Annotated in this window: 27 protein-coding genes; 8 read left to right on the forward strand and 19 right to left on the reverse strand. The window is 66.4% G+C overall.

Features of this window, described 5'->3' with window-relative positions:
* Window positions 1-109: 109 nt before the first annotated feature.
* Genes ACLIMP_RS00520 through ACLIMP_RS00530 form a run of 3 tightly spaced genes read right to left on the reverse strand, consistent with a single transcriptional unit; the run spans window position 110 to window position 4,415 of the window.
* On the reverse strand, window positions 110-1,579 hold the full coding sequence (locus ACLIMP_RS00520; RefSeq protein ID WP_324696835.1) for a PepSY-associated TM helix domain-containing protein: 1,470 nt from the start codon (window positions 1,577-1,579) through the stop codon (window positions 110-112).
* A complete protein-coding gene (locus tag ACLIMP_RS00525) occupies window positions 1,579-2,139 on the reverse strand; it encodes a hypothetical protein (protein ID WP_420719847.1) in 561 nt (186 codons plus the stop codon). Before ACLIMP_RS00525 ends, ACLIMP_RS00520 begins: the two co-directional genes overlap by 1 nt.
* Window positions 2,136-4,415, reverse strand: coding sequence for a TonB-dependent receptor (locus tag ACLIMP_RS00530; protein ID WP_324696837.1), 2,280 nt, complete (start codon window positions 4,413-4,415; stop codon window positions 2,136-2,138). The genes ACLIMP_RS00525 and ACLIMP_RS00530 overlap by 4 nt, the downstream gene beginning before the upstream one ends.
* Before the next feature lie 332 nt (window positions 4,416-4,747).
* On the opposite strand from ACLIMP_RS00530, the gene ACLIMP_RS00535 reads away from it, so the two are divergent.
* On the forward strand, window positions 4,748-6,025 hold the full coding sequence (locus ACLIMP_RS00535) for a sensor domain-containing diguanylate cyclase (protein WP_324696839.1): 1,278 nt from the start codon (window positions 4,748-4,750) through the stop codon (window positions 6,023-6,025).
* Between the two features lie 133 nt (window positions 6,026-6,158).
* On the opposite strand, the gene pnp is transcribed toward ACLIMP_RS00535, so the two are convergent.
* The 5 genes from pnp to ACLIMP_RS00560 form a co-directional block, all read right to left on the reverse strand.
* A complete protein-coding gene (pnp, locus tag ACLIMP_RS00540) occupies window positions 6,159-8,474 on the reverse strand; it encodes a polyribonucleotide nucleotidyltransferase (protein WP_054437972.1) in 2,316 nt (771 codons plus the stop codon).
* A gap of 167 nt (window positions 8,475-8,641) precedes the next feature.
* Window positions 8,642-8,911, reverse strand: a complete 270-nt coding sequence (gene rpsO / locus ACLIMP_RS00545; RefSeq protein ID WP_021232261.1) for a 30S ribosomal protein S15 — start codon at window positions 8,909-8,911, stop codon at window positions 8,642-8,644.
* 5 nt (window positions 8,912-8,916) lie between these two features.
* On the reverse strand, window positions 8,917-9,849 hold the full coding sequence (gene truB, locus ACLIMP_RS00550) for a tRNA pseudouridine(55) synthase TruB (protein ID WP_324696843.1): 933 nt from the start codon (window positions 9,847-9,849) through the stop codon (window positions 8,917-8,919).
* 58 nt (window positions 9,850-9,907) lie between these two features.
* Window positions 9,908-10,594, reverse strand: coding sequence for a site-2 protease family protein (locus tag ACLIMP_RS00555; RefSeq protein WP_185998664.1), 687 nt, complete (start codon window positions 10,592-10,594; stop codon window positions 9,908-9,910).
* 43 nt (window positions 10,595-10,637) lie between these two features.
* Entirely contained in the window at window positions 10,638-11,228 is a 591-nt protein-coding gene (locus tag ACLIMP_RS00560) for a thymidine kinase (protein WP_054437978.1), read from the reverse strand.
* A 124-nt stretch (window positions 11,229-11,352) separates the two neighbouring features.
* Between ACLIMP_RS00560 and ACLIMP_RS00565 the strand changes: the two genes are divergently transcribed.
* Window positions 11,353-12,948, forward strand: a complete 1,596-nt coding sequence (locus ACLIMP_RS00565; RefSeq protein ID WP_443477985.1) for a DUF1963 domain-containing protein — start codon at window positions 11,353-11,355, stop codon at window positions 12,946-12,948.
* A gap of 35 nt (window positions 12,949-12,983) precedes the next feature.
* On the opposite strand, the gene rbfA is transcribed toward ACLIMP_RS00565, so the two are convergent.
* Entirely contained in the window at window positions 12,984-13,391 is a 408-nt protein-coding gene (gene rbfA / locus ACLIMP_RS00570; RefSeq protein WP_054437981.1) for a 30S ribosome-binding factor RbfA, read from the reverse strand.
* 109 nt (window positions 13,392-13,500) lie between these two features.
* Here rbfA and ACLIMP_RS00575 point away from each other — a divergent pair, with 109 nt between their 5' ends.
* A complete protein-coding gene (locus ACLIMP_RS00575; protein ID WP_324696850.1) occupies window positions 13,501-13,860 on the forward strand; it encodes an RcnB family protein in 360 nt (119 codons plus the stop codon).
* A 58-nt stretch (window positions 13,861-13,918) separates the two neighbouring features.
* Here ACLIMP_RS00575 and ACLIMP_RS00580 read toward each other — a convergent pair whose 3' ends face one another.
* The 10 genes from ACLIMP_RS00580 to pspF form a co-directional block, all read right to left on the reverse strand.
* Window positions 13,919-14,449 carry a DUF1697 domain-containing protein gene (locus tag ACLIMP_RS00580; protein ID WP_324696852.1) on the reverse strand — a complete coding sequence of 177 codons (531 nt, stop codon included), beginning with the start codon at window positions 14,447-14,449 and terminating at the stop codon, window positions 13,919-13,921.
* 231 nt (window positions 14,450-14,680) lie between these two features.
* Window positions 14,681-17,575 (reverse strand): translation initiation factor IF-2, encoded by a 2,895-nt coding sequence (infB, locus tag ACLIMP_RS00585; RefSeq protein ID WP_443477986.1) that lies wholly within the window; start codon window positions 17,573-17,575, stop codon window positions 14,681-14,683.
* A gap of 23 nt (window positions 17,576-17,598) precedes the next feature.
* Window positions 17,599-18,327: a DUF448 domain-containing protein gene (locus tag ACLIMP_RS00590; protein WP_132469145.1), complete on the reverse strand. Its 729-nt coding sequence runs from the start codon at window positions 18,325-18,327 to the stop codon at window positions 17,599-17,601.
* Entirely contained in the window at window positions 18,308-19,939 is a 1,632-nt protein-coding gene (gene nusA / locus ACLIMP_RS00595; protein ID WP_132469146.1) for a transcription termination factor NusA, read from the reverse strand. The genes ACLIMP_RS00590 and nusA overlap by 20 nt, the downstream gene beginning before the upstream one ends.
* 3 nt (window positions 19,940-19,942) lie before the next feature.
* On the reverse strand, window positions 19,943-20,503 hold the full coding sequence (rimP, locus tag ACLIMP_RS00600) for a ribosome maturation protein RimP (RefSeq protein ID WP_054438005.1): 561 nt from the start codon (window positions 20,501-20,503) through the stop codon (window positions 19,943-19,945).
* A 358-nt stretch (window positions 20,504-20,861) separates the two neighbouring features.
* Window positions 20,862-21,212, reverse strand: coding sequence for a JAB domain-containing protein (locus ACLIMP_RS00605; protein ID WP_243692637.1), 351 nt, complete (start codon window positions 21,210-21,212; stop codon window positions 20,862-20,864).
* A complete protein-coding gene (locus ACLIMP_RS00610) occupies window positions 21,209-21,712 on the reverse strand; it encodes a hypothetical protein (RefSeq protein ID WP_132469148.1) in 504 nt (167 codons plus the stop codon). Before ACLIMP_RS00610 ends, ACLIMP_RS00605 begins: the two co-directional genes overlap by 4 nt.
* Window positions 21,713-21,730: 18 nt before the next feature.
* Window positions 21,731-22,063, reverse strand: coding sequence for a hypothetical protein (locus tag ACLIMP_RS00615; protein ID WP_443477987.1), 333 nt, complete (start codon window positions 22,061-22,063; stop codon window positions 21,731-21,733).
* Window positions 22,064-22,154: 91 nt separating this feature from the next.
* On the reverse strand, window positions 22,155-22,631 hold the full coding sequence (locus ACLIMP_RS00620; protein WP_443477988.1) for a LuxR C-terminal-related transcriptional regulator: 477 nt from the start codon (window positions 22,629-22,631) through the stop codon (window positions 22,155-22,157).
* Window positions 22,632-22,836: 205 nt separating this feature from the next.
* Window positions 22,837-23,928 (reverse strand): phage shock protein operon transcriptional activator, encoded by a 1,092-nt coding sequence (pspF, locus tag ACLIMP_RS00625; protein ID WP_443477989.1) that lies wholly within the window; start codon window positions 23,926-23,928, stop codon window positions 22,837-22,839.
* A gap of 162 nt (window positions 23,929-24,090) precedes the next feature.
* Between pspF and ACLIMP_RS00630 the strand changes: the two genes are divergently transcribed.
* The 5 genes from ACLIMP_RS00630 to ACLIMP_RS00650 all read left to right on the forward strand — a co-directional run bounded on the left by ACLIMP_RS00630 (window position 24,091) and on the right by ACLIMP_RS00650 (window position 26,347).
* Complete coding sequence (locus ACLIMP_RS00630) at window positions 24,091-24,291, forward strand: hypothetical protein (RefSeq protein ID WP_054434766.1); 201 nt, start codon at window positions 24,091-24,093, stop codon at window positions 24,289-24,291.
* On the forward strand, window positions 24,288-25,142 hold the full coding sequence (pspA, locus tag ACLIMP_RS00635) for a phage shock protein PspA (protein ID WP_054434764.1): 855 nt from the start codon (window positions 24,288-24,290) through the stop codon (window positions 25,140-25,142). The genes ACLIMP_RS00630 and pspA overlap by 4 nt, the downstream gene beginning before the upstream one ends.
* Window positions 25,143-25,303: 161 nt before the next feature.
* Window positions 25,304-25,729 carry a PspC domain-containing protein gene (locus ACLIMP_RS00640; protein ID WP_054434762.1) on the forward strand — a complete coding sequence of 142 codons (426 nt, stop codon included), beginning with the start codon at window positions 25,304-25,306 and terminating at the stop codon, window positions 25,727-25,729.
* A 28-nt stretch (window positions 25,730-25,757) separates the two neighbouring features.
* Window positions 25,758-26,054 (forward strand): hypothetical protein, encoded by a 297-nt coding sequence (locus ACLIMP_RS00645; protein ID WP_054434760.1) that lies wholly within the window; start codon window positions 25,758-25,760, stop codon window positions 26,052-26,054.
* Complete coding sequence (locus ACLIMP_RS00650) at window positions 26,051-26,347, forward strand: hypothetical protein (RefSeq protein ID WP_324696866.1); 297 nt, start codon at window positions 26,051-26,053, stop codon at window positions 26,345-26,347. The genes ACLIMP_RS00645 and ACLIMP_RS00650 overlap by 4 nt, the downstream gene beginning before the upstream one ends.
* Window positions 26,348-26,356 lie beyond the last annotated feature (9 nt).

Raw genomic sequence — 26,356 nt, forward strand, 5'->3', positions numbered from 1 at the left:
GGCACGATAACGCACAGGCGCGCCAAACGGCACTGCGCTAAATCGCATGCCGTCATGAACGGGGCTCATGATCAACTGTTCCCGAGGGGCGTCCCGGGGGGCGAGGTGCCTAGGCCGCGCGGCCGCGCAGGAGCGAGGCCAGCAGGCCCGCTCCGCCCGCCAGCAGCAGGACATCGATCAGCAGCGATCCGCCGCCGGGCAAGGCCGCCGCGCCGTGGATCAGGGCCAGCATCGCCAGCAACCCCGCCAAGGCCCAGCGCCAGCCCCGTGCGAGCCGGGGTCCGGAAACCGACCTTGCCAGCGCCGAGGCCACTATCGACAGGACGGTGAGCCCCAGCCATGCCTGCGGAAGTGGCGCTTCGGGCGCGAATCTCGCCAGCAGCGCGGTCATGGCGAGGATCGCGGGCTGCCCCCAGCAGACGGCGGCCCAGATCCGCTCCCACTGCGGCGCGGGACGGCCCCGGTCGCGGCGACGGGCGAGCCAGATCGTCACCCCGCTCGACGTCACCACGCAAAGCGCCGCGCCCAGCAAGGCATAGGCGATCCGCACCGGCAGTCCGCCGTACCAGCCGAAGTGCAACTGGCCGATACCGCCAAGGATGCGGGTTCCGGTGGCGATGTCTTCGGGATGCTCCTGCGCGATGGCCTTGCCGGCGGCATCGAAGCGGGTCTCGTCCTGCTGGACCAGAAGCCGGTCCCGTCCGCCGTGAACCGCAATGCGCATGTCGGCGCGGCCGGGCCGTTCAACCACGACGCTCTGCGGCCGGGCCTCGGGCGAATGCGCGCGCGCCTCGGCCATGAGGGCAGCGATATCCGGCAGCGGAACGGCGCGCGTATCGACGGGGGGCGGCGCATCGAGGAACAGTTCGTAGACCTTCTTCATCCCGCCTTGCGGGTAGAGCAGCAGGGCCAGCACCGCGACGATGATGGTGCTGAGGCCCAGCAGCGCCCCGGTCAGTGCCAGGGTGAAGTGGAAGGGCAGCGCCCAGATCCCGAGCCGGTTGTGCAGATCCGCCTCCTGCAGCCGCCGCGAACCGCCGAGGCGCAAGTGGAAGGCATCGCGCAGGACGCGCGGATGGGCGAGAATCCCCGAAACCAGCGAGGACAGCAGCGCCACGCCGGTCAGCCCGACGATGAACTCGCCCCAGCTTCGCGGCAGGTGCAGGTTGACGTGAAGGTGGATCAGGAACTCGGTCCAGACCGCTTCGAGCCGCGAAAGCGAACCGTCCTGCGCCACCGCCCACTTGCGCTCGAACGTCGGGCTATAGGCGACCAGCGTGCCCCCCTCGCTGGCGGCGCTCGGCAGGGTCAGGTACAACGCGGCGTCGGCGGGCGTCTCCTTCGCGCCCTCGGCGATGGCGCGTGCGGCAGCCCGATCGCTCAGGCTCCGCGCCACCGGCGTGGCGGGAACTTCCCAGCGTTCGAGATCCGGCGCAAGGACGGCCACGGTCCCGGTCACGCAGACGAGATAGATCACCGCCGCAAAGGCGAGGCCGAGGATCGAATGGCTGCTGAGCACCGAACGCACCGTCTCGGGCGAGATCGGCCAGCGCCACTGTTTCTTGCGGGTATTGCTCATCACGAGGCTCCCAGATGGGCAAGGCCGAAGCCGATCACGCTGGTGCCCACCAGCACCGCCGCGGCGCGCAGGATGCGGCGGTCCGCGAGGGTCCAGGTCATGGCAAGGCCCCAGAGCACCGGCATCAGCAGCCCGCCCAGAACGATCCGGGTCCGCGGGTCACCCGGCAGGTAGACGGTCACGCAGAAGGCCACCGCCATCGCCGCGGTCATGCCGAGCGGCCCGGCCAGCAGCGTGCGCAGGGCGCCGCGCCAGAAGCGGCCCGGTTCCTCCAGCGGTTCGGGCGCGGTGTCCGCCTCGCGCAGGCGCGCGGCCTTGCGCCGGACCCGGCCCAGCCAGATCACGACGAGCGCCCCGATGCCTTCCATGACGAGCGCCAGCGCGGTTCCCTTCACCGGGCCGATCGCGAATGCCGCCGCCAGCAGGAAGCCGAGCAGGACGAACCAGCCCCCGGCCACCAGGCCGAGCGCCGAACCGTCACGCCGCAGCCACGAGCGCCGCAGCAGGAAGGCGCCGGACGCGCCCCCCGCCATCAGCAGGAGGCTTGCCGGCCAGATCACCAGTGGACCCCGGCGCCCAGGCCGAAGGTCTGCGGCTCACCCAGGATCGCCTGGTGGATCGCCGCATATTCGTACTGCTTGTACTTCTCGTTGAAGATGTTGCGGGCGAAGACGAAGAGCGACCAGTTCCCGGTCTCGTAGCCGAGCTTGCCGTTCACCACGGTACGGGCCGAAACCTTGTACTGCGCCTGGTCCTGCCCGACCCCGGTATAGACCGAGGTGCGGTAATTGGCGTTGACGTTCGCGGTGAACCCGCCGCCGAACTGCGCGTTCGCGCCGCCCGAAAGCGTCCATCGCGGGGCATAGGGGAACTGCGTGCCCTGGAGATCGACCGTGCTGGTGGCGCCCGTCGGCAGGGTGAAATCGTCGAACCGGGTGCGAACGTGCCCGACCGAGGCATAGAGATCGATACCCGTCGCCACGGCGGCGTTCGCCTCCACCTCGAACCCGTAGAGGTGCGATCCCGCTGCGTTGACGGTGTTGTAGTCATAGGCGTTCAGCCCGAAGTAGGCGGTGACCTGCTGGTCCTTCCACTCCATGTAGAAGAGGTTGGCGTTGAGCGTCAGGCGGCCGCCCAGCCACTTGGAGCGCAGCGAGCCTTCGTAGTTCCAGCTGAATTCGGGATCGTAGGGCACCAGTTCGGCGCGCGCCGGGTTCTGGCTCGACCCGCCCGAGCGGTAGGCCCGCTGCACTGTGAATGCGGTGGTGAGGTCGGGCGTCCAGTCCATGCTGATCCCGGCCTTGGGCAGGAAAGCGTTGAACGTGCGGCTGTTGGAGGCCAGCGGCGAGGAAGCATCGGAAACGAGGCCGAGCACGCCCTGGTTGATGACCGAGATGACCGGCGCATAGGCCGTGCCCATGAAGTTCACGTCCGGCAGGGTGCCGTTGAAGGCGGCCACGGTCTCCGCCGCGTAACGGTTGCGCTCGTGATCGAAGCGGAAGCCTCCGATCAGCGTCAGCCGGTCGGTCAGCTTGAAGCGGGCATCGCCGAACAGGGCCATCGTCTCGACCTTCTCGGGCTGCTCGGCGCTATAGGCAACCGGGATGACCGGAAGCTGGGCCGCATAAGCCGTAGCGATGGACTGCGCGGTTGCCGCGTTGAAACCGTTGGCTTGAAGCAGCCCCGCGATCGTCGCGGTCGGCGTGGCGATGTTGACGCGGCTGTTCTGGTCGATCGCGCCGGTGCGGCGATAGTACCACGCGCCCAGCAGCCCGCTCAGCCGTTCGTCCTCGTAATTGAGGCGCAGTTCCTGCGTCAGCGTCCTGTAAAGGTAGCGGTTGTCGATCGCCTGGATATCTTCCGGCGTACCGTCGGTGTCGATCACCGAGTGGACCTTGGAACGGTTCCACGAAGTCACGCTCGACAGCTTGAGCCCGCCTGCCAGCGGATAGCTGAGGTTCAGCACCGCCAGATCGCTGTCGATCTTGCCGCGGCTGGGCTGATCGCCGGTCGAGATGCGGTGATCGAAGTAGTCCGGCACGTCGGTCCGCGAATATTCGTAGAGATAGCCGCCGTCGCGCCGCACGCGGTTATAGCTGGCCACCGCTTCGAGACCGGGAATCGCGCTCGGCGTCCACATGACCTTGCCGCGCAGGTTCAGCGATTTCAGCGCGTCGTCATAACCGCCGCGCGTGACGTTGCGCACCAGCCCGCGATCCGCCCGCCGCTCGGCCGAAAGGCGCACGCCCAGTTCGTCCCTGATGATCGGACCGCCGATCGCGGCGGAGAAAGTGCGATCGTCATGCTCGGTCCAGAGCACGCGCGCATCGCCGCTCCAACGGTCGAGAGCAGGGTTCTTGCTGGTGATGACGATACCGCCCGCCAGCGCATTGAGCCCCTGGATGGTGGACTGCGGCCCCCGCAGGACTTCGACCTGCTGCACGTCCCACATGTCGGTCGGGCCACCATAGAGCGCCCACTTGGGGATCGGCGCGCCATCGACGTAGACGCTCGCCGCATCGGCCTGACCGCCGGCGCCCACGCCGGTATTGCTGACGCCGCGAATGGTGAAGCCCGACGAGCCATAGGTCTCGGAAAGGTTCGCGGTGCGGTTGTAGACGTCCTGAATGGTGATCAGGTTTTCCCGCTCGATCTTCTCGGATGTGGTGACGGCGATGCTGGTCGGCGTCTCCTGAAGCGTGCGGGCGCTCTTCTCGCCGGTGACGATGATGTCGTCAGGCCCGGAAACCTCGTCGACCGGAGCGCCCTGCGCGTGGGCGGGAACGGCGAGCGCAGCCATGGCGACGCTCGAAAGCAATGCGGAAAACCTGAACATGAAACCCCCTGTTCCTTCGCGCGGGGGCATAGATTTCATCGATATTGCGAGTCAATCGCATTCTCATTTTACCACGCCGCATTTTCCGCGACATGTCCGGCCCGGGTCTCGCCGCGCCGCGCGGAGACCACGAGGCCGGGCGAGCGCACGAATGCCCCGGCGATGAATTTGTCGACGCGGCGGCGCTATCGATGCGATTGCGCAAATTTAACAAGCAGATTCCGTGATATATTGTTGAATAAGCGGCGTGTTTACCCCGTCGTAACCCTACCCGTTATCGTTTGTTAGTACGCAGGCGGTACTCTTTCATCCCGTCACAGGGGGCGCGGGCCATGGTGCCGATTGAAAGTATACTTTCGCCGAACAGAAAACTGACCAGCGCTCGCCGCGCCTCGGTTCATCTCGTTCAGGCGGCAAGCGCGGCCGGTGCCGTGGCCAGCATCTTCACCGAGCGCGCGGTGTCGCATGGCTTCGCCGCCGTTGCGGCGATCGGCGCGATTGCCACTCTTGCCGTCGGCATCCGCTACGGACGCCGCGCGGTGGCCGAACTCGATTCCCACCTCAAGCTGATCGACGAAGCCGGAGAGGCCCGGCGCCAGCTTGAGGAACTCTTCGCGATGACCGACATGCTACAGGCGGCGGAAAACCACGAAGATGCCGGCGCCGTCCTGCGGGCAAGCGCGGAACGCCTGCTGCCGGGCTTCAGCGGCGCGCTTTACGTCTTCAACAATTCCCGAGACCGGCTGGACCTGGCCAAGTCATGGAGCCGGAGCGAGGATTTCGAGCCGCCCTGCACGCTGTTCCCTGACAATTGCTGGGCACTCAAGCGTGGCAAGCCCCATATCAACGACGCGCGCAGCGGCACGCTGTGCTGCCTCCATCCGATCGGCGGCAGTTCCACCATCGAAGTGCCGATGATGGCGCGGGGGCAGGTATTCGGGCTGCTGGTGTTCGCCAGCGAGGCGCCGGACGCGCTCGAACGGCTGACGGACCTGCTCCGCGTGGCACGCGCGCTGGCGGATTCGATGTCGCTCGCGCTGTCCAACATCACCTTGCGCGAAAAGCTGCGCACGCAGTCCCTGCGCGATCCGCTGACGGGGCTCTACAACCGCCGCTACATGGAAGACGCGCTCGAACGCTACATCAGCCTTGCCCAGCGCACCGGCACGGCAACCTCGGTGCTGATGATCGACCTCGACAACTTCAAGCGCCTGAACGACGATTACGGCCACGCCAAGGGCGATGCGGTTCTGCGCGACGTTGCCGGACAACTGGTGGGAACGCTGCGGCCGTCCGACGTGGTGGCCCGCTACGGCGGCGAGGAACTGCTGGTGATCATGCCCAAGTGCAGCATCGACAATGCCGCCGCCAAGGCCGAAATCCTGCGCAAGCGGATCGAGGGCCTTTCCGAGATCCATGCCGCGCAGATCAGCGCCTCTTTCGGTGTGGCCGCCGTGCCCGAAACGGCAACCGGCGCCGCCGACCTCGTACCCATGGCCGACAATGCGCTCTACGCCGCCAAGCAGGCCGGCAAGAACCGCGTCGTCATCGCCTCCCGCCGCGGCAAGGCCGAGGACAAGAGCGCCCTGCGCCTGACCGCCTCGGCCTGATCGCCGCCATCTACCTGATAGCCACCACCTGAAAGCCGCCGCCCGGTCCTGTCCTGTCCCGGACACGAAAAAGGGGCCGCATCGCTGCGGCCCCTTCGTCTTTTCGGGTCCTGAAAGGCCGATCGCGCCGCGATCAGTCCTCCTTGAGGAACGCCGGCAGGTGGTCGGGATCGCCGCCGCCGTTGCCGCCATCACGCGGACCACGGGGACCGCGATCGCCGCGCGGGCCACGATCGTTGCCGCCACGGCCGCCGTCACGGCGCGGACCACGACGGTCACCGCCGCGATCGTCGCGGGGACCACGATCGCCGCGCGGTTCGCGCGGTTCGCGGGCCGGACGGGTGTCTTCCAGCTCGGCACCGGTTTCCTGGTCGACGACGCGCATCGACAGGCGAACCTTGCCGCGCGGATCGATCTCGAGGACCTTGACCTTGACTTCCTGGCCTTCCTTCACGACGTCGGTCGGCTTTTCGACACGCTCGTTCTTCATTTCGGAGACGTGGACGAGACCGTCCTTGCCACCCATGAAGTTCACGAAAGCGCCGAAGTCGACGATGTTGACGACCTTGCCGTTGTAGATCTTGCCGACTTCCGCTTCCTCGACGATGCCGAGAATCCACTTCTTGGCGGCTTCGATCTGGGCGATGTCGGACGACGAGATCTTGATCACGCCTTCATCGTCGATGTCGACCTTGGCGCCGGTTTCGGCGACGATCTCGCGGATGACCTTGCCGCCGGTGCCGATGACGTCACGGATCTTCGACTTGTCGATCTGGATCGTCTCGATGCGCGGGGCGTGAGCCGACAGTTCGGTACGCGAGGAACCGAGGGCCTTGGTCATTTCACCCAGGATGTGCGCGCGGCCGGCCTTCGCCTGCTCGAGCGCCTTGCCCATGATTTCCTTGGTGATGCCGGCGATCTTGATGTCCATCTGCATCGTGGTGATGCCGAGTTCGGTGCCAGCCACCTTGAAGTCCATGTCGCCGAGGTGATCCTCGTCGCCCAGGATGTCCGAGAGGACGGCGAAGTCTTCGCCTTCCAGGATCAGGCCCATGGCGATGCCCGAAACCGGACGGATCACGGGAACGCCCGCGTCCATCATGGAAAGGCAGCCGCCGCAGATCGTCGCCATCGAGGACGAGCCGTTCGACTCGGTGATGTCCGACAGGATGCGGATCGTGTAGGGGAAGTCTTCCTTGGCGGGCAGCACCGGGTGCAGCGCGCGCCATGCCAGCTTGCCGTGGCCGATTTCGCGGCGGCCCGGAGCGCCGAAGCGACCCACTTCGCCGACCGAGTAGGGCGGGAAGTTGTAGTGCAGCATGAACGACGAGTACGACAGGCCTTCGAGGCCGTCGATCATCTGCTCGGCGTCCTTGGTGCCCAGCGTGGTGGTGCAGATCGCCTGCGTTTCACCGCGGGTGAACAGCGCCGAACCGTGGGTGCGCGGCAGGAAGCCGACCATCGATTCGATGGGGCGGACCTGGTCGAGCTTGCGGCCGTCGATACGCTTGCCGTCCTTGAGGATGGCGCCGCGAACGATTTCCGCTTCCAGCTTCTTCATGGTCTTGATGGCGACCATCTGCGTCTGCGGCGTTTCGTCCGAGAAGGCTTCCTTGGCCTTGGCACGGGCGGCGTTCAGCGCATTGGCGCGGGCCGACTTGTCGGTCAGCTTGTAGGCGGCGGTAACGTCCTTGCCGACGGCCTTCTTGAGCTTCGCCTTGATGTCGGCGGTATTGTCCGACAGGTCGATTTCCCAGGGGTCCTTGGCGGCCTGCTCGGCGAGGTCGATGACAAGGTTCACGACCTTGCGGCATTCGTCATGCGCGAACATGACGGCGCCGAGCATCTCTTCCTCGGTCAGTTCCTTGGCTTCCGATTCCACCATCATCACGGCGTTGCCGGTAGCGGCGACGACGAGATCGAGGCGGCCATCGGCCAGCGCGGCGGTCTGCTTCGGGTTCAGCGTGTATTCGCCGTCGACGAAGCCGACGCGGCAGGCGCCGATCGGGCCCATGAAGGGCACGCCCGAGATGGTGAGAGCGGCCGAAGCGGCGATCATCGCAACGATGTCGGCCTCGGTTTCGCCGTCATAGCTCAGGACCTGGCAGATGACGTTGATTTCGTTGTAGAAACCTTCGGGGAACAGCGGACGGACCGGACGGTCGATCAGGCGGCTGGTCAGCGTTTCCTTTTCGGTGGCGCCGCGTTCGCGCTTGAAGAAGCCACCCGGGATGCGTCCTGCGGACGAAAACTTTTCCTGGTAGTGCACGGTCAGCGGGAAGAAGTCCTGGCCTTCCTTCACCGACTTGGCGGCGGTAACCGCGCAGAGCACGACCGTTTCGCCATAGGTGGCGAGGACCGCGCCGTCAGCCTGACGGGCAACGCGGCCGGTTTCCAGAGTGAGCGTCTTGCCGCCCCACTCCATGCTTACGGTTTTGACGTCGAACATAAGAGGTTTTCCTCAGCCCACCGGCCCTATTGCACGGCGGGGTTTACTGCCGGGTATGCCGTCCCGGTCCGGTATGGAGCCGCTGTGGGGCCCCTGGGTCTGCCGCCGAATTGCGGACCGACCCCTGATGCAAGAAGCGGCCCGCTAGGGGCCGCCTCCCGTTAGTCTTACTTACGCAGACCCAGCTTCTGGATCAGGGCGTTGTACCGCGCGACGTCCTTCTTCTTCAGGTAGTCGAGCAGCGAGCGGCGCTTGTTGACCATGGCCAGCAGACCGCGACGCGAGTGGTTGTCCTTGTGGTGAGCCTTGAAGTGCTCGGTCAGGTTGCGGATGCGCTCGGTGAGGATCGCGACCTGAACTTCCGGGCTGCCCGTGTCGCCAGCGACGCGTGCGTTGTCCGAAATGATGTCCTGCTTCTTTTCAGCGGTAACCGACATAAACTTTACTCCGCGACATCCGATAGGTTGAACCCCCTGACAACGCGGGCTTCGCCGCCCGAAAGCTCCATGAGCGCGACGGGAATGATCCCTTCTCGCGCCCAGCAGAGCCCGTCATCATGGGGCAGTCCGGTCAGAACGCGGCCCTGTCGGACCGCCCTTGCCTGCTCCGGACCGAGGTCGATGGCCGGGATGTCGTCCAGCCCCACCTCAAGTGGCAAGAGTATCTGTTCAAGCGGTGCGCCCTTGCCGATTTCGTTCAATTTGTCCAGAGAAATCGCGTGAGACAGGTCGAACGGGCCGGCCTTCACGCGGCGCAGCATGGTCACTGTTCCGCGCGTTCCAAGAGCTTGCGCGACGTCCCGGGCCAGGGATCGGATATAGGTTCCCTTGGAGACGTGGGCGAGCAATGTCGCCCCCTCTTCCGGATCGAATCGTTCGAGGCGCAAATCGAGGATAGTGACCGCGCGGGTCTTCAGCTCGACCTCCTGCCCGGCACGCGCAAGGTCGTAAGCCCGCTCGCCATCGACCTTCAGGGCGGAATAGATCGGCGGCACCTGTTCGATCGGGCCGGTGAAGCGCGGCAGCACCGCCTCCACCTGCTCAAGCGCCGGGCGCACGTCGCTTGTGGCGATCACTTTGCCTTCGAGGTCGAGCGTGTCGGTTTCCGAACCGAAGCGCACGGTGAAAAGGTAGCTCTTGCTGGCATCGAGCATGCGCCCGGCCAGCTTGGTCGCCTCGCCCAGCGCAACCGGCAGCACGCCGGTAGCCAGCGGATCGAGTGTGCCGCCGTGGCCGACCTTCACCTTCTTGCCATAGCCCGCCTCGCGCAAGTTGCGCTTCACGGCGGCGACGGCCTGCGTCGAGCCTAGCCCCAGCGGCTTGTCGAGGATGATCCAGCCATGCGGAGCCGGGCGAGTCTGGGCGGGTGCATTCATCCCTCTCCCCAAGTCGCGCCGGGCCGGTTTGTCAACGATCGTCCGCCGAAACGGCGGCTCAGTATCCTGCCACGAACTGCGCGAGGGCGTAGTAGTGCCCCGTCGCCCACATGACCGGCGGCACCACAAGGCGGCCGACCAGCCCCCACTGCGGGAAGAAGTAGGGAACGACGAGCAGGAGCACGATCAACAGCGGGAAACCATAGGGGCGAAGCCGTGCATAGGGCTCCGCCAGCCCGCGCGGCAGCAGTCCCTCGACGATGTGCGATCCGTCGAACGGCGGGATCGGCAGGAGGTTGAACAGCGCGAGGAAGACGTTGATCATGATGAAGTTGTTGAGGTTCTGCCCGGCGAACTGAAGCACATCGCTCTCGGACGACCCCGCCAGCCTCACCAGCAGTCCCAGCAGCACCGCGCCGATCGCCGCCAGCACGAGATTGGAAACCGGCCCCGCCGCCGCGACCACCATCATCCCCCGCTTCGGATCGCGCAGGCGCCAGCGGTTGACCGGCACCGGCTTGGCCCATCCGAAGATCGGCGCGCCCCCCAGCGCCAGCGCGCCGGGGAGGATGACCGTGCCCACAGGATCGACGTGGCGCAGCGGATTGAGCGACAGCCGCCGCTGCTCCCGCGCGGTGGGGTCGCCCAGCGCGAGCGCGGTCCAGCCATGCGCCACTTCGTGGAAGACGATGGCAAGGATCAGGGGAATGACGAGCGCCGCGGCCTGCAGCAGGGTCTGGTTCATGCCCGTGATCTAGGTGCGCAGGCGCTCGCCCGCAATGGGCCCGTCACCGCCCGAGCGCTTCGCCGAAATGCTTGCGGCACAGCGCCACATAGCGATCGTTGCCGCCGATCTCGGTCTGCGCGCCTTCGTGGACGGCGCCGCCCGCGGCATCGACCCGCAAGTTCATCGTCGCCTTGCGGCCGCAGTGGCACACGGCTTTCAGTTCGATCAGGGCATCGGAGATACCCAGCAATACCGCCGAACCGGGGAACAGTTCGCCCCGGAAATCGGTGCGCAGCCCGTAGCACAGCACCGGGATGTTCAGCCGGTCGGCGATATGGGCGCATTGCCAGGCCTGCCCGGGCGTCAGGAACTGCGCCTCGTCGACCAGCACGCAGGACAGCGGCTCCACCGCGTGGACCGCCTTCACGTGTGCCACCAGGTCGGTGTCCGTCAGGAAACGGCGCGCTTCGGCATGGAGGCCGATGCGGCTTTCGATCGCGTGATCCTCGCCCCGCGCCTCGCTGCGGTCGTCCAGCCCCGCGGTCCAGAGCATCGTGCGCATGCCGCGTTCGTGGTAATTGAAATTCGCCTGAAGCAAAGTCGCCGACTTCCCGGCATTCATGCTGGCATAGTAGAAATAGAGCTTGGCCATCGCGACTGGGGATAACATGCGTATTCCCGGCCTGCACGGCACACGCGGCGATTGTCCCCGCTTGAATGAATTGTTCCGCCGCTATCTAATCCCGCTCGAACGACAACCGTGGTTGGAGTTGGGCATGAAGAGATGGATCGCCGTCATCGTGATCTTCGCGCTGGCCGGGCTGACCACCGGGTATCTGGCGCTCGCTCCGCGTGCCGCCCATGCCACCGGCTCGCTGCGGCAATTGCTGGACCCGCTGGACCAGCGCGCCGCCGATCTCGTTTCGCTCCTTGGCCATACCGGCGCGCTGATCGCACCGCTCGCGCTGGCTCTCGTGCTGTCGCTGGCCGTTCTCCTCGCCGCCCGCTTCGCGCGCCGCAAGCCCGCGCCCGGTCCGGTCTGGCGGCCCGAACCGCTGACCGACGAACAGCGCATCGCCGGGCCGCACGGCCGGTTCGCGCCCTCGCCGCCAACCACCGGCGAACTCGCAGACTTCGCTCCTCCGCCGCGCCCCGTCGTCCTTGTCCGCAAGCCGCGCGAGCGCGGGCGCGACTGGTTCGGCGATGGAAGCTGGCTCGGCGGCCTGCCCCGGCTCGGCAAGACCCCGTGGCCGAGAGACGAGAACGGCGTGCCGCTGCCCTTCGCCGCGCAGATCGATCTGGCGGAACTCGCCGCGGCATGCCCGGAAAGCCCGCTGCCGCATCAGGGTTCGCTTGCCTTCTTCGCCGGTCCGGGCGCGGTCATCCCGGTGCCGCCGGGCAGCGGCGATTTCTCCGCCCCGCCTGCCCAGCTGCCTCCTGCCGATGACGAAGGCGGCCATGCGCTTCCCACTGATGCCGCCCGTCTCGGCCACAGCTTCTTTCCATACTGGCCGGTGGAGCCGGTCGCCATCACCCTGCCTGACGAACTGAACGATTACCGCGAGATCGGAAACGACGAGGCGATCGAACAGGCCATGCTGGATCGCCTGCGCGCCCGCTATCCCCTGCGGACCGGGCCATTCACGGTGGAAGAGCCGGTTACCTGGATATGGTGGCACGGCGCGATCCATCTGGCCACGGAGTTCCGCGCCGCGATGGACCGCGCCCCGCGCCTGATCGCATTGCGAGAGGACCGCACCGCGGCCGCCCGCGCCGATCTCGACATGCTGGAAGACGATCCCTCGACCACCCCGCTCCAGCTCGAAGCGGCGCGGCGCGCGCTGGATCGGGAAGATGCGCGGCTTCGGTCCATCCGGGCGCAGTACGAAGCCCTCCCGCAGGTCATCGCCGCGATGGACGGCTTCGTCGACGGCCGCGATCCCTGGGCGCCGCTGGGCGCGGAGGAACTGGCGGTGGTGCGGGACGTGCTCTCTCACGTCCACCGGGACTGCGGGGAACTGGTCCGGCAACACGCGCCCCGCAGCCCTGCGGAACTGGCGGCGCTTTCACTGCGGGCGATGGTTTCGGGACCGCCGGAAGCGCTGCCGCAGATCCCGGATGCGGAACTGGCGCGGATCAACGCGGGCTTCCGCCTCGCCAACCTGCACCAGCACCAGGTCTTCGGCCCCGGCAGCCGCCACCACGCCGCGCGCGACGATCATCGCGGCGACGTGCTGCTGCTGCAGCTCGGCCATGACGACATGATGGAATGGAACTGGGGCGAGCTTGGGCTCTACCAGTTCTGGATCGCCCCGCATGACCTTGCCGAAGGCCGGTGGGACAAGGTCGCACTCACTTTCGAGGCGGGCTGAGGCGATCACGGATACCCGCGCTCAGGCGGGCCAGGTCATTCCTCGCCAGCGCTGTCCTGCAGATCGCGCTTCACGCGCGGGTCGTTCAGCAACGAATCGATACGGCTGGCCTCGTCGAAGGTCTCGTCGGCGCGGAACCGGATCTTCGCCGCGTAGCGCAGCTTGAGCCGCTGGGCGACCTCGCGCTGGAAGAACGCGGTGTGCGTGCGCAGCGCCTTGAGCACCGCTTCCTCGTCCTCGCCCAGCAGGGGCTTCACGAAAACGTTCGCATGTCGCAGATCGGGCGTCATGCGCACTTCGGTAACGGACACCGCATGCGTGCTGAGCGTCTGGTCGTGCACCTGCTGGCGGGTGAGAATCTCTGAAAGGACGTGACGCACCTGTTCGCCCACCTTCAGGAGGCGGACGGCGTGCTGCTCGGGAGTTACTTGCTGGCGTACCATGGCTTTGTCCCATGTGGGCTGACGACGACAATTTGCAACAATTGATTACGGCTCGAAAGCCGCTTTGTGTGGTTTAGCTCCTGCAAGTCATACTTCGAGGAGCTACCGAATGAGGAATTTCACCGCTGCCCTGCTCGCCGCCGCCCTGCTCGCGCCGACCGTGGCGGCGCCGGCCATGGCCGCCCCCGGCAGCCACGAGCCTGACCGTTCGCAGGCCCATTCGCAGCAGTCGAGCCACGCGCCGGCCAGGAAGGCCCCGCAGCAGAACAAGGGTCCGCACCAGTTCCGCAAGGGCGAGAAGTTCGACCTCAACCGCGCCTCGAACTACCAGGTCGTCGACTATCGCAAGTACCGCAACGTGAAGGCGCCGCCGCGCGGCTACCACTATGTGCGCTCGGGCAATGACCTGCTGCTGGTCGGCATCACCAGCGGCATCGTCGCCGCCGTGACCAGCGGCATGTTCCGCTGATCGCGTAACGGATCGCGAATGACGGGGCGCCGTGCCGGACCAGGCACGGCGCCCCTTTTCACATCTTGGTCACGATCCGCGCCAGCGTGCGCACGTTGCGCGCCGCGCCCCGGCAGCCGAGCCGCTTCTCGATGAATTCCATCGTCAGCGGGCTCTCCCCCATCGGCCCGCCGAAATCCACGAACAGGCAGCGATCGCCGAGCGCAAGCCGCTCCGCGCCGATACTGCCGTGATCCCCGACCAGGCGGCCGAACTGCTGCTTGGTCGGCTGCCGCTCCAGCAGCACGGTATGGACGAAGGCGTCGTCACTTCCCACGAAGGGATTTTCCTCCACCGCCGCGCGAATTTCGTCGCGATTGCGGACGGCCGTGTAGGCCGACATGTCAAAGCGGTCACGCATCACGTAGGAGAGCAGATCCTCCAGCCCCTCGGTCGGGCGTTCCTCGTATTCGAACAGGACATTGCCGCTGGAGATCACCGTTTCGGCATTCTCCAGTTCCTCGCGCTCGAAGGCATAGCGCAGATCCGCCATCGACAGGCGATCCCCGCCGACGATCAGCGAGGCAAAAAAGGCGCAGTAGCGGGTCATCGGTTCACCATCATGGCCAGGGAATGCGGGCAGCAGGCCGAAGAGCGGCCCCGGTATCCACCCACATCCCGACGTTTCAAACAGCTCGGCAAGGGAAGCATCGGCATTTCCGCCCTGCGCCTTGCGGCGGCCCGGCTCCCCAAAGACCGACGGCCACCGCCGGGCTTCATGCCCGACGGTGGCCGTCCGATACTCAGGAGCCGAAGCCCTGCAAGCCTGGTCCTGCGGACCTTAGCCGACAGTACGCTCGCGGTGGCTGACTTCGAAGACTTCGAGGTGGTCGCCCGCCTTGATGTCGTTCGTATCGGCCAGCACGACACCGCATTCCAGACCGGCGCGCACTTCGTCCACGTCGTCCTTGAAGCGGCGCAGCGAGGAGATCGTGGTCGCCGAAACGATGACATCGTTGCGGGTAAGACGCGCGCTGAGACCCTTGCGGATGAAGCCGTCGACAACGAGCAGACCTGCTGCCTTGTCGCGCTTGCCGGCCGGGAAGACCTGCTTGACCTCAGCGCGGCCGACGACGGTTTCGATGCGTTCCGGACCCCAGATGCCGGCCATCTGCTTGGCGACTTCGGCGGTCAGTTCATAGATGATGTCGTAGTACATCATCGGCGTCTTGGTCTTCTCGATCTGCTCGCGCGCCTTGGCGTTCGGGCGGACGTTGAAGCCCACGATCGGCGCACCCGAGGCCGAAGCCAGGGCCACGTCGGTTTCGGTGATGGCACCGACGCCCGAATGCAGGATGCGAACCTTGATCTCGTCGTTCGAAAGGGCATGGAGCGCGGCGTTGATCGCCTCGACTGAGCCCTGCACGTCCGCCTTGACCACCACCGGATACTCGATGACGCTCTGCTTGGCGGCAAGCGCCGAGAACATCGTGTCGATGCTGGCGGGAGCCGTGGCGGTGCGCTTGGCGGTCGCCTGTTCCTGACGGTAGGCCGAAACCTCGCGGGCACGCTGCTCGCTGTCGACGACGGTCAGCTTGTCACCGGCCATCGGCACACCGCCGATACCCAGCACTTCGACCGGCATCGACGGCGGCGCCGCCTTCACCTGACGGCCCTTGTCGTCGAGCATGGCGCGCACGCGGCCGCTCTCGGTGCCGACGACGAGGATGTCGCCGACCTTCAGGGTGCCGCGGTTGACCAGCACGGTCGCCAGCGGGCCCTTGCCCTTGTCGAGCTTGGCTTCGATCACGGTCGCCTCGGCCTCGCGGTCGGGGTTGGCCTTGAGCTCCATCAGTTCAGCCTGGAGCAGGATCTTCTCGATCAGCTCGTCCAGACCGGCGCCCGTCTTGGCCGAAACCTCGACGTCCTGCACGTCGCCCGACATCGCCTCGACGACGATCTCGTGCTCCAGCAGACGCTCGCGGACACGCTGCGCATTGGCTTCGTGCTTGTCGATCTTGTTGATCGCCACGATCATCGGCACGCCGGCGGCCTTGGTGTGATTGATGGCCTCGATCGTCTGCGGCATGATGCCGTCGTCGGCGGCGACCACCAGGATGACGATGTCGGTGACGTTCGCACCGCGCATGCGCATCTGGGTGAAGGCAGCGTGGCCGGGCGTGTCCAGGAAGGTGACGAGATCGCCGCCCTTGGTCTTGATCTGGTAGGCGCCCATGTGCTGGGTGATGCCGCCCGCTTCGCCGCGAACCACGTCCGTACCGCGCAGCGCATCGAGCAGCGAGGTCTTGCCGTGGTCGACGTGGCCCATGATCGCCACGACCGGGGGACGCGACTTCAGGGTCTCGACCGCATCGACGTCGGCCGAAGTGTCGATGTCGACATCGCTTTCGGACACGCGCTGGATGTTATGGCCGAATTCGGTGACGAGCAGTTCGGCGGTATCCTGGTCGATCGTCTGGTTGACGGTGACCATCATGCCCATCTTGAACATCGCCTTCACCAGGTCGGCGCCCTTTTCGGCCATGCGGTTCGCCAGTTCCTGCACGGTGATCGCCTCGGGGACGACCACGTCGCGGACCTGCTTTTCACGCTGCTGCGTGTAGCCGCCGAAGTGTGCACGGCGTTCCTTCTCGCGGGCGCGCTTGAGCGCGGCGAGCGAGCGGGCGCGGGCGCCTTCGTCCTCGTTGAGCGCACGGTTGACCGTGAGCTTGCCCGACTGGCGGCGATCGCCACCCTTGCGGTCGCGGTCGCCGGGGCGCGGAGCGGGAGCCGGAGCGCCCTTCTTGGCTGCGGCCGGGCCCTTCGCGGCGGTGTTGCCGCCCGAGGTGTTGCCCGAAGAGGTGTTGCCCGAGGCGGCACCCGCCGAACCAGCGTTTGCGGCAGGCGCATTGCCCGAACCGGCGTTGCCGGCATTGGCATTGCCCGAAGCGGCACTGGCAGCGGCCGGAGCCACGGGTTCCGGCTTGCGGATGGGTTCGGGGCGCTTCACCGGGGTGAAACGACGCGGCGCCGGGGCCGGGGCCACGGGCGCTGCGACCGGCGCCGGGGCCGGGGCCGGAGCAGCGGCAGCCTTGGCTTCCGGTGCCTTCACTTCGGCAGGCGCGCTTTCGGCAGCCTTGGCGACCGGAGCGGCAACAGCCGGTTCCACCGGAGCAGCAGCTGCGGCCGGGGCTTCCGGCGCCGGGGCAGCGGCAGGCTCAGGAGCAACAGGCTCGGGCGCAGCGGACTGGGCCGCCTGTTCCTCTGCCTGGCGAACCTTGGCTTCTTCTTCGGCACGGCGATTGTCTTCGGCGCGGCGCTTCTCTTCCTCGTGAGCACGAACCTTTTCTTCGTGTTCACGGCGGTTCGCTTCCTCGAGCGCGGCGAGTCGGGCTTCCTCGGCCTCGCGCTGAAGACGGGCGACTCGCTCCTGCGGAGTCTCGTTCGAGGGAATCGGCTTGCGCGGCGGCGGCGGCGGAGCCGCGCGCTGCGGGGCAGGCTGAGGCGCGGCGGCCTGCGGAGCAGGTGCGGCCTGAGGTGCGGGTGCGGCCTGGGGCGCGGCTTCGACGGCGCCTTCGGAGCCCGGCTTGCCGAGCACCTTGCGGCGCTTTACCTCGACCACGACCTTGTTGGTCCGGCCATGGCTGAAGGTCTGCTTGACCTCACCGGCTTCCACGGAACGCTTAAGCCCCAATGGCTTGCGGCCCAGGGTCGGTTTGTTGTCGGTCTCGCTCATATCTCTCGTCGTGCCCTTCAGTCTCAATTCGTCGCCTCGGGCGCGGCGCTGCGTGCCGGCCCGTTGCCACCATCCATACCGTCCCCGTCCGTCTCGGTGCGGGGCTGCCCCTGGAAATGCAGAAGGCGCTGCAGCAGCGATGCGACTCGTTGAGCCGCTCCGCGATCGTTCAGCGCCAGGTGAACGACGTTGTCGCGGCCCAATGCCACAGACAGCGTCTCCCGGTCCAGAGGCAAGCGTATGCCCTTTAGACCGCTTCCTTCCGCCTCGCTCCCGACTCTCCAGGCCTGGTCGAGCTTGCGCGAGCCGTCTTCGCTCGCATCGGCGGCGTGGGCAAGCCAAGCGACCCGGCCCTCACGCGCGTTCTGCGCGATGCGGTCCGAGCCCATGAGCAGCCTGCCCGATTTCAGTTCGAGGCCCAGCCGATCGGCCAGTGCGCGGACAAGCGCCTGTTCGATCCGATCGGCAAGGTCTTCGGGGATGGCCAGCGGCGCGCCTTTGTAGGCACGCGCCATCGCCCCTTTCAATTTGCCCTTCTCGAGCGATTTTTCAAGGTCCGAACGAGAAACGCCAATCCACGCGCCGCGCCCGGGGGCACGCGCGTGGATGTCGGGAAGGACCAATCCGTCCGGCGAGATCGCCAGACGGATGAAGTCCTCACGCGCACCGATCTCACCGGAGAGAATGCATTTCCTCTCCGGGCCGGCGCCGTCAATGTCGGAGCTTACGCGCTCATTGCGAGGATTCCGCATCGGCGGCCTCCTCGGTCTGCGGTTCGGACTCTTCCGAGTCCTCGAACCAGTGGGCGCGAGCTGCCATGATGATTTCGTTACCCTGTTCTTCGTTCAGGCCGTACTCGCCGAGTACGCCGCCCTTGTCTTCGTCACGCGCGCGGCGGTTCACCGAACCGTCGCGGCGGCGCTGCTCGGAGCGCTTCTTGGCGATGAGCTCGTCCGTGGCGAGATCGGCCAGGTCGTCCAGCGTCTTGATGCCCGCCTTGCCCAGAACCACCAGCATGGCCTCGGTGAGGTGCGGCAGTTCGGCCAGTGCGTCCTCGACGCCGAGCGCGCGGCGTTCCTCGCGGCTCGCTTCCTCGCGGCGCTCGAGCGCTTCGAGGGCGCGGCTCTGCAGTTCCTCGGCGAGTTCCTCGTCGAAGCCCTCGATCGCGGCCAGTTCGTTCAGCTCGATGTAGCCCACTTCCTCCAGCTCGCTGAAGCCTTCGGCCACCAGCAGCTGCGAGAGGGTTTCGTCGACGTCGAGCTCTTCCTCGAACATCTTGGAGCGCTCGGTGAATTCCTTCTGGCGCTTTTCCGAAGCCTCGGCCTCGGTCATGATGTCGATCTGCGAAGCGGTCAGCTGCGAGGCCAGACGCACGTTCTGGCCGCGGCGGCCGATTGCCAGCGAAAGCTGGTCATCGGGCACGACGACTTCGATGCGGCTTTCTTCCTCGTCGATGACGACGCGGCTGACGGTCGCGGGCTGGAGCGCGTTGACGACGAAAGTCGCGGTATCCTCGCTCCAGGGGATGATGTCGATCTTCTCGCCCTGCAGTTCCTGCACGACGGCCTGCACGCGGCTGCCCTTCATGCCGACGCAGGCGCCGACCGGGTCGATCGAGTGATCGTTGCTGATCACGCCGATCTTGGCGCGCGAGCCCGGATCGCGGGCAGCGGCCTTGATCTCGATGATGCCGTCGTAGATTTCGGGCACTTCCTGCGCGAAGAGCTTCTTCATGAAGTCCGGGTGCGCGCGGGAAAGGAAGATCTGCGGACCGCGGTTCTGGCGCTCGACGCGCATGACCAGCGCGCGGACGCGCTCGCCGACGCGGGCGGCTTCGCGGGGGATCTGCTGGTCGCGGCGGATGACGCCCTCGGCGCGGCCGAGATTGACGATCACGTGGCCGAATTCGACCGACTTGATGACGCCGGTGATGACTTCACCCGCGCGATCCTTGAATTCCTCGTACTGGCGATCACGCTCGGCGTCGCGGACCTTCTGGAAGATCACCTGCTTGGCCGACTGGGCGTCGATGCGGCCGAGATCGACCGGGGGCAGCGGATCGACGATGAAGTCGCCGAGCTGCGCGCCCTTCTGGAGCTTGTCGGCCTGCTTGAGATCGACCTGCTTGAAGTAGTCCTCGACGTTCTCGACCACTTCGACGACGCGCCAGAGACGCAGGTCACCGGTGCGCGGATCGAGCTTCGCGCGAATGTCGTTTTCCGCACCGTAGCGGTTGCGGGCCGACTTCTGGATGGCTTCTTCCATCGCCTCGATGACGATCGACTTGTCGATCATCTTTTCCGAAGCGACGGAGTTCGCGATCGCGAGCAGCTCGGCGCGGTTGGCGGAAATCGCACTGGCCATGGCTTAGTCTTCCTGTTCCTCGACAATCTCGTCGGCCCCGCTGTCGTCCAGCGGGCGGGTTGCTGCGATCAGCCTGTCGGTGAGGACAAGCCTTGCGGAATGAATATCACTGAGCGGAAAGGTCACGCGGCCCGACTTGCGATCGTCCAGCGTCACCACTTCGCCTTCGAGGCCCACCAGATCGCCCTGGAGCGTCTTGCGATTGCCTTCCACCGGCGCCGTCAGCGTGACCTTGGCTTCGTGCCCGGCCCAGTTCACATAGTCCTGCGGACGGGTGAGCGGACGGTCGATGCCCGGCGAGCTGACTTCGAGGCGGTAGGCTTCGCTGATCAGGACTTCACCGGCTTCCTCGAGCGCGTCCATGCGGTCCGAGACGCGGTGCGAGAGCTTCACGCAGTCATCGATCACGAGCTGGCCCGTCGCCGGGTTCTCGGCCATGATCTGGAGCGCGATCTCGTCATCGCCCACTTCGCTCTTGCCGAAGATTCGCACGCGCACGAGATCGAATCCGAGGGCCTTTACCTCCGGCTCGATGACTTCGGTAATGCGTGCAATGTCGGCCAAGCCCAGTTCTCCGGTAAGATTCGCGATGATCGAAGCGACATCAGGTGCCACGCAGTTTCGCGCCGGCCCCTTCCGGCGCCAGCCCGAACCTTGTTTCACCAATGTCGGGATGAGGCGCAGATAAGCCCATCGCCGGAAAAATGCAAGAGAGAGTCTTGGCCCTGCGCGCGCCCCCGGCGGCGGCGGAAAAATCCGCCTCTTGCGGGATTTCGCGGACGCGGCCCAGCCGCCATGGCCCCTCACCCGGGGAGCGGGACGGCAAGTACATGAAAGTGCAGGCCGGGCGAGTTTCGGGTGGGGGGGGACCCGCCCGGCCTGCGTCCGGCGGGGGGAGGGCCGCCCGCCGGAAACGCCTATGTCATGCCACCTCGCGGTTCATCAGGTCCGCCCGCCGCATCGAGAGCGCGCGGCGCCCGCCGATCACGAGATGGTCGTAGAATTCGATTCGCGCGCTCCGGCACAACATCGACAGCCCCCGCGTCGCGATCACGTCCGCCCGGCTCGGGCGGGGATCGCCGGAAGGATGGTTGTGGACCAGCAGCAGCCCCGTCGCCCCGCAGGCCTGCGTTCGCCGCAGCAGCGGGCGGCAGGCGGCGCGGATCGCGGCCACGCCGCCGGCGGTGCAGACCACCTGCCCGATCAGCCGACCGTCTTCCCCGAACGGCAGTTCCAGCATCACTTCGCTGCGCAGGCAGCCCAGATGAGTCACCAGGGTTTCGAGTAACCGCCGCGATAACGGACGGACCCGGCTGCAACCCGGGACCAGTCCTGCCACGAGGGATCGCTGCCATTCCGCCGCTTGCGAGAGGCATGGAGGATCGTACCGACCGCCATCGCCAGCAAGACCAGGAACGTCGGAGTCCCGCGCATGACGGCGTAGACCGTGGGAGGAACCCCGATATCCGCCCACCGCGCGAAATGCGCGCTCAGGCTCAGAAGCTGCAACGACGCTGCCCATATCGGCCAGACTCTCCGCGCCTGAAGGGCAAGGGCGCCGAAGCCGGCCGCCCCCACCGCATCCGTCAGAAACGAAAGCGGGTCCACACTGGTGAAACCACTGGGCAACAGGCTTTCCCCGCCCAGTTGCAACAGCACCATCGCCAGGATTACTCCGGCGCCCCAGCGCTCCGGCCCGCCGCCCCTCCACAACGAGAAGGAAACCGCCAGGACGAGCACCAGGAAGAATGCCTGCTGTTCCGTATTCTCCAAATGCACCCCCGCCAGCGATCAGGCCGCCGCCATCGCAGCGGTCCGGGCCGATTCATCCGTGTCGACCATATTCTTTTCAGGGCAGCGGATGGGGATGTCCATGGTCTCGGCAAGTTTCGAGAGGTCGCCGTGCGCCCGCACCAGTTCGGAGCGCGCCTCGATCAGGCTGCGCTGCATGTTGGCGACGCGCGCCATCGGGCGCTGGCCGAGATGCGCCACGTTATCGGTGGCCGCGCGGGCACGGGCGATTTCGGCGAGAAGTTCACCCGCCTTGGCGAGCAGTTCGTCCATGTCGTCCTCAACCGACCGGATGCTGCGCGCGATCCGCAGGCTGGCAATTTCGGGTGTCATCGATCAAGCTCCTCGGGCCTCGGGGCCCACTGTCGGAAAACGGCTGTCGGAAAAACGAAGGCTTTCCCGAAAGCCGGTCAGCCGGAGCGTGTCAGAGCAGTTTTCCCAGAGCCTGGGCGATCGCCAGCGTAGCCGCCAGGGTCACCGCCATCATCAAGGCCAGTACGAAAACCGCCGCTACGCGCCCCACCCTTCCGAATTTCGCATCGAAAGCCTCCAGTCCCACCGGCTCTGGCATCCGGGTGTCGAACCGGTCCGGGTGACGGGCCATGGGCCTGGCATCGGAAAGGACGAAAACCGGATCGATCGGCAGATCCTGTTCATCGTCATCCCCCTCGCCGCCTCCTGCGTCGATACGGGAAAAGTCATATGTGGATTTGCCACATAGCTCCACGAGCCGGGCATAGAGGCGGGCGGTATCCTTGCGGTTGACGGTGCCCCACTTGTCACGCACCGCGGCGATGCGCTGGTCCACGGTATTGGGGGCGATGCGCAGTTCCCTCGCGATTTCCTTGGTCGTGCGGTGCATCGCCAGCAGATCGAGCACCTCGACCTGCTTGGCCGTCAAGTTTTCCAACAACCCTGTCGCTTCGGAAGCGTCGGCTACGTCGTGCACGTTTGCCCTCAATTTGCGCATTCGGCGCACTATACTGAACTTATCTATAGGTAAAATTACATTAGCCGTGAAGTTGGGAATTATCCGACTTAATATCAACTGGCAGATTCACCTTCGCCGCCGCACGAGGACTGGTGCGATTCGGTCCCGGGCGAGATCAGTCCTGCGTCCTGGCGGGCTCGGCAAGCCGATGCTTCTTCATGCAATGGCGCAACTGGTCGTAAGTCAGCCCGATCGCACTCGCCGCGCGCCGCTGGTTCCAGCGATGACGCTCCAGCGCCTCGACAAGCAGCCCGCGCTCGTACGCCTCGACACTGGCCCGCAACCCCGCCCCCGAAGGCACGGATGAGGGCGAGGGCGAAAGCGAAGACGAAGGCGGGGACGAAAACGAAGGCGTGGGCGGAAGCACGGGTTTGCCAACATCCCCATCCGCCACCGGAGCGGCGGACGGCCGCGCTTCGGCCGAAGGCAGACGCCACGGGTTCTCGAAGGGGTCGAACACGATCCGGGCGATCGGTTCATGCTCATTGCCCCAGCGATAGACCGCACGCTCCACGACATTGCGCAGTTCGCGCACGTTTCCCGGCCAGGCATGGGCTTCCAGAACGGCGACGGCGCCGGGCGTGAAACCAGGCCACGCCTCCCACTCCAGCTCGCTTGCCATGCGCCGCCCGTAATAGTCGGCAAGTTCGTAGACATCCCCTTCCCGCGCCCGGAGCGGCGGCAGGTTGATGACCTCGAAGCTGAGCCGGTCCAGCAGGTCGGCACGGAACCTGCCCTCTTCGGCCATCCGCGGGAGATCGGCATTGGTGGCCGCCACCACTCGCACATCGACCTGCACCGGCCGCGAGGCGCCGATCCGCGCGATCTCGCCATATTCGACCGCGCGCAGCAGCCGCTCCTGCGCGGCCATCGAAAGCGTGCCCAGCTCATCGAGGAACAGCGTGCCCCGGTCGGCCTCCTCGAACCGTCCGGCCCGCGCGCGGACAGCCCCGGTGAAAGCCCCGGCCTCGTGCCCGAACAATTCCGCCTCGATCAGGGTTTCCGGCAAGGCCGCGCAGTTCATGGTGATGAGCGGCTCTCCCCAGCGGGGGGACAAGTGGTGGAGGCGCTGGGCGATCAGTTCCTTGCCGGTGCCGCGCTCGCCGATGACGAGCACCGGCCGCCGCACCGCGGCCGCACGGCTGGCGCGCTCCACCGCATCGAGAAAGGCCGTGGACTGGCCGATGAACTGAACGTCGCGCTCCATTCCCGAATATTAGCGAAATTTCCCATTCATTGGCAATTCATCTTTTGCAGGCGCGCACCGCAAGTCCCTGAAATCGCGGAAATCCGCCCTCTGCGCAATTTGGCACGCCCCTTGCGATGTGAAGGACAAATTCAACGCGACCCGAAGCAAGGACTTGAAAACATGCCTTTCCACGAAGCCAGCATCGCCGACCGCAAGCAGGCCAGCTTCCAGCAGGCCGGTTCCGGGACACGCAGCAAGCTTGACTGGGCGGTCATCGCCGCCGTGCTCGCCATGGGCACGCTGAACCTCGCCGTCATGAGCGACCAGTTCGCCACCAAGGCTCACGCCGCGGCGCCGATCTGCGGAGTTCCGCTGCAGTGAGCAGGCTCGACGCGGAAATCGAAATCCTGCAGAACCCGGCACCGGACGCACCGGCATTCGGCGCCGGACGCGCTTACCGGTTCGATCAGGGCTCCTCGGGCCCGGGTTACAGGGCCGCCAGTTTCAATCGTGCATTCAATGCCGCCTCGATCAAAGGAACCGCCAGGATGGGCATCTTCTCCCGCACTCGCGACATCATCGCCGCCAACTTCAACGACATGCTCGACAAGGCGGAAGACCCGGGCAAGATGATCCGCCTCATCATCCTGGAGATGGAGGAAACCCTCGTCGAGGTCCGCACCAGCAGCGCGCGCACCATCGCCGACCAGAAGGAACTGCGCCGCCACGTCGGCAAGCTCGACAAGCTCCAGGCCGACTGGGGCGACAAGGCCCAGCTCGCGCTGAGCAAGGACCGCGAGGACCTTGCCCGCGCCGCCCTGCTCGAACGCAAGAAGGCCGCCGAGATGGCCGAACAGCTCCGAACCGAGATCGCCGTGCTCGACGATGCCCTGCGCGCTTACGAGGAGGACATCGAGAAGCTCCAGAACCGCCTGCGCGAGGCCCGCAGCCGCCAGTCCTCGATCGCCGCCCGCTTGCAGAGCGCCGAGAATCGCGTCAAGCTGCGCACCCTGCTGTCCAGCGAGCGCGTGGACGAGGCGCTGGTCCGCTTCGAACAGCTCGAACGCCGCGTCGACTATGCCGAAGGCCGAGCCGAGGCGATGAGCCTGTCCGACAAGCGCCAGCCCTCGCTCGCCGATGAAATCGCCGCGCTCGAGGATGGCGACAGGATCGATGCCGAACTCGCCGAGATGAAGCGCGCCATGGGCGCCGGCAAGGCGACATCGGAATAACAGCGGCGCACCTGGCATCCCGGCAGGTGCATGCCGCCCGCGAAGGGCCATGACCGGGAAAACGGGGACAGCCGGACCTGAAGGGACGGCAGGCCTCACCAGCGTCATCGGCGGCGGCCCGGCCAGGTCCGGGGTCAGCCGCAAGGGGAAAGGGAAAACCAGTGTCACGCGGACAATTCTATCTCGACAAGTCGAACGCCAAGCTCGCCGGCGTCTGCTCCGGTATCGCCGACTATACCGGGGTCGACACGCTCTGGATCCGCATCGCGGCCGTGATGCTCACCTTCTTCGTCTCCTTCGTGACGATCCCGATCTACATCGCGGTCGCCGTGCTGGCGGACAAGCGGCCGATGAGCCTCTACAGCGAGGACGAGGAAGAGCGCCTGCTGCGCCGCATGGAACGCCGCCGCAACCGGCAGGGCTTCGGCCATAACCTGATGCGCGGCACCTCCGGCCGTTCCGCCCTCAACCGTTCGGGCCACTTGCGCAGCGAACTCTCTGACATCGACCGCCGCGTCGCCGAGATGGAAGCGCACTACACCAGCAGCAACTCGCGCCTCGCCGCCGAAATCGACAGCCTGCGCTGACAGGCGCACGGGCAACAGGGACACCATTATGGAAGACTCGATCTGGGCGCTCATCCCGCTGGCACCGTTCATCATCGGCGGCTTTGCGATCTGGACGCGCCACCAGCGCAAGATGGCCGAACTGCAGGTCCAGGCAACCGCCGAGAAGGCCGCGCAATACGCCTCGCACTCGAAGGAACTGGAAGAGCGCGTGCGCGTGCTCGAACGGATCATCACCGACGGCAGCTACGACACCGCGCTCCAGATCGAGGCGCTGCGCGACATTCGCGAAGTGGAAAAGCGCGATGTGGAGAAGACCGCCGGGGAAAAGGCGACCCGCCAGTGAGCTTCGGGGACTTCATGGGGCTTGCCGCCGTCATGGCCAGCATGATCGCGATCTCCGCGATCCTTGCCGGGGCCTACAAGCGGCGGCTCGCCTTCCTCGAACGCAAGCTGGAGATCGCGGCGGGGCAGTCCGCCCGGATCGCCGCCGAACAGGCCGCCCGCCACGCCACGCATAATGCCGGGATCGAGCAGCGCCTGCGCGCGCTCGAAACCATCATCACCGACGGCGCATGGGACACCGCGCGCCAGATCGAATCCCTGCGCACCGCCGACGGCGAGCCGCGCGCGAACTGAACAAGGGAA

Source organism: Novosphingobium aeonii, from assembly GCF_052279045.1.
Lineage (GTDB): Bacteria > Pseudomonadota > Alphaproteobacteria > Sphingomonadales > Sphingomonadaceae > Novosphingobium.

Excerpts from the sequence above, each read along its gene's own strand:
- pspF (WP_443477989.1), bottom strand. The coding sequence starts at position 23,928 with ATGGAGCGCGACGTTCAGTTCATCGGCCAGTCCACGGCCTTTCTCGAT.
- ACLIMP_RS00555 (WP_185998664.1), bottom strand. The coding sequence starts at position 10,594 with ATGAACCAGACCCTGCTGCAGGCCGCGGCGCTCGTCATTCCCCTGATC.
- ACLIMP_RS00580 (WP_324696852.1), bottom strand. The coding sequence starts at position 14,449 with ATGACCCGCTACTGCGCCTTTTTTGCCTCGCTGATCGTCGGCGGGGAT.
- rbfA (WP_054437981.1), bottom strand. The coding sequence starts at position 13,391 with ATGGTACGCCAGCAAGTAACTCCCGAGCAGCACGCCGTCCGCCTCCTG.
- ACLIMP_RS00535 (WP_324696839.1), top strand. The coding sequence starts at position 4,748 with ATGGTGCCGATTGAAAGTATACTTTCGCCGAACAGAAAACTGACCAGC.
- ACLIMP_RS00590 (WP_132469145.1), bottom strand. The coding sequence starts at position 18,327 with ATGCGGAATCCTCGCAATGAGCGCGTAAGCTCCGACATTGACGGCGCC.
- truB (WP_324696843.1), bottom strand. The coding sequence starts at position 9,849 with ATGAATGCACCCGCCCAGACTCGCCCGGCTCCGCATGGCTGGATCATC.
- pnp (WP_054437972.1), bottom strand. The coding sequence starts at position 8,474 with ATGTTCGACGTCAAAACCGTAAGCATGGAGTGGGGCGGCAAGACGCTC.
- ACLIMP_RS00565 (WP_443477985.1), top strand. The coding sequence starts at position 11,353 with ATGAAGAGATGGATCGCCGTCATCGTGATCTTCGCGCTGGCCGGGCTG.
- ACLIMP_RS00615 (WP_443477987.1), bottom strand. The coding sequence starts at position 22,063 with ATGACACCCGAAATTGCCAGCCTGCGGATCGCGCGCAGCATCCGGTCG.
- ACLIMP_RS00520 (WP_324696835.1), bottom strand. The coding sequence starts at position 1,579 with ATGAGCAATACCCGCAAGAAACAGTGGCGCTGGCCGATCTCGCCCGAG.
- ACLIMP_RS00645 (WP_054434760.1), top strand. The coding sequence starts at position 25,758 with ATGGAAGACTCGATCTGGGCGCTCATCCCGCTGGCACCGTTCATCATC.
- ACLIMP_RS00560 (WP_054437978.1), bottom strand. The coding sequence starts at position 11,228 with ATGGCCAAGCTCTATTTCTACTATGCCAGCATGAATGCCGGGAAGTCG.
- rpsO (WP_021232261.1), bottom strand. The coding sequence starts at position 8,911 with ATGTCGGTTACCGCTGAAAAGAAGCAGGACATCATTTCGGACAACGCA.
- ACLIMP_RS00630 (WP_054434766.1), top strand. The coding sequence starts at position 24,091 with ATGCCTTTCCACGAAGCCAGCATCGCCGACCGCAAGCAGGCCAGCTTC.
- nusA (WP_132469146.1), bottom strand. The coding sequence starts at position 19,939 with ATGGCCAGTGCGATTTCCGCCAACCGCGCCGAGCTGCTCGCGATCGCG.
- ACLIMP_RS00575 (WP_324696850.1), top strand. The coding sequence starts at position 13,501 with ATGAGGAATTTCACCGCTGCCCTGCTCGCCGCCGCCCTGCTCGCGCCG.
- infB (WP_443477986.1), bottom strand. The coding sequence starts at position 17,575 with ATGAGCGAGACCGACAACAAACCGACCCTGGGCCGCAAGCCATTGGGG.
- ACLIMP_RS00530 (WP_324696837.1), bottom strand. The coding sequence starts at position 4,415 with ATGTTCAGGTTTTCCGCATTGCTTTCGAGCGTCGCCATGGCTGCGCTC.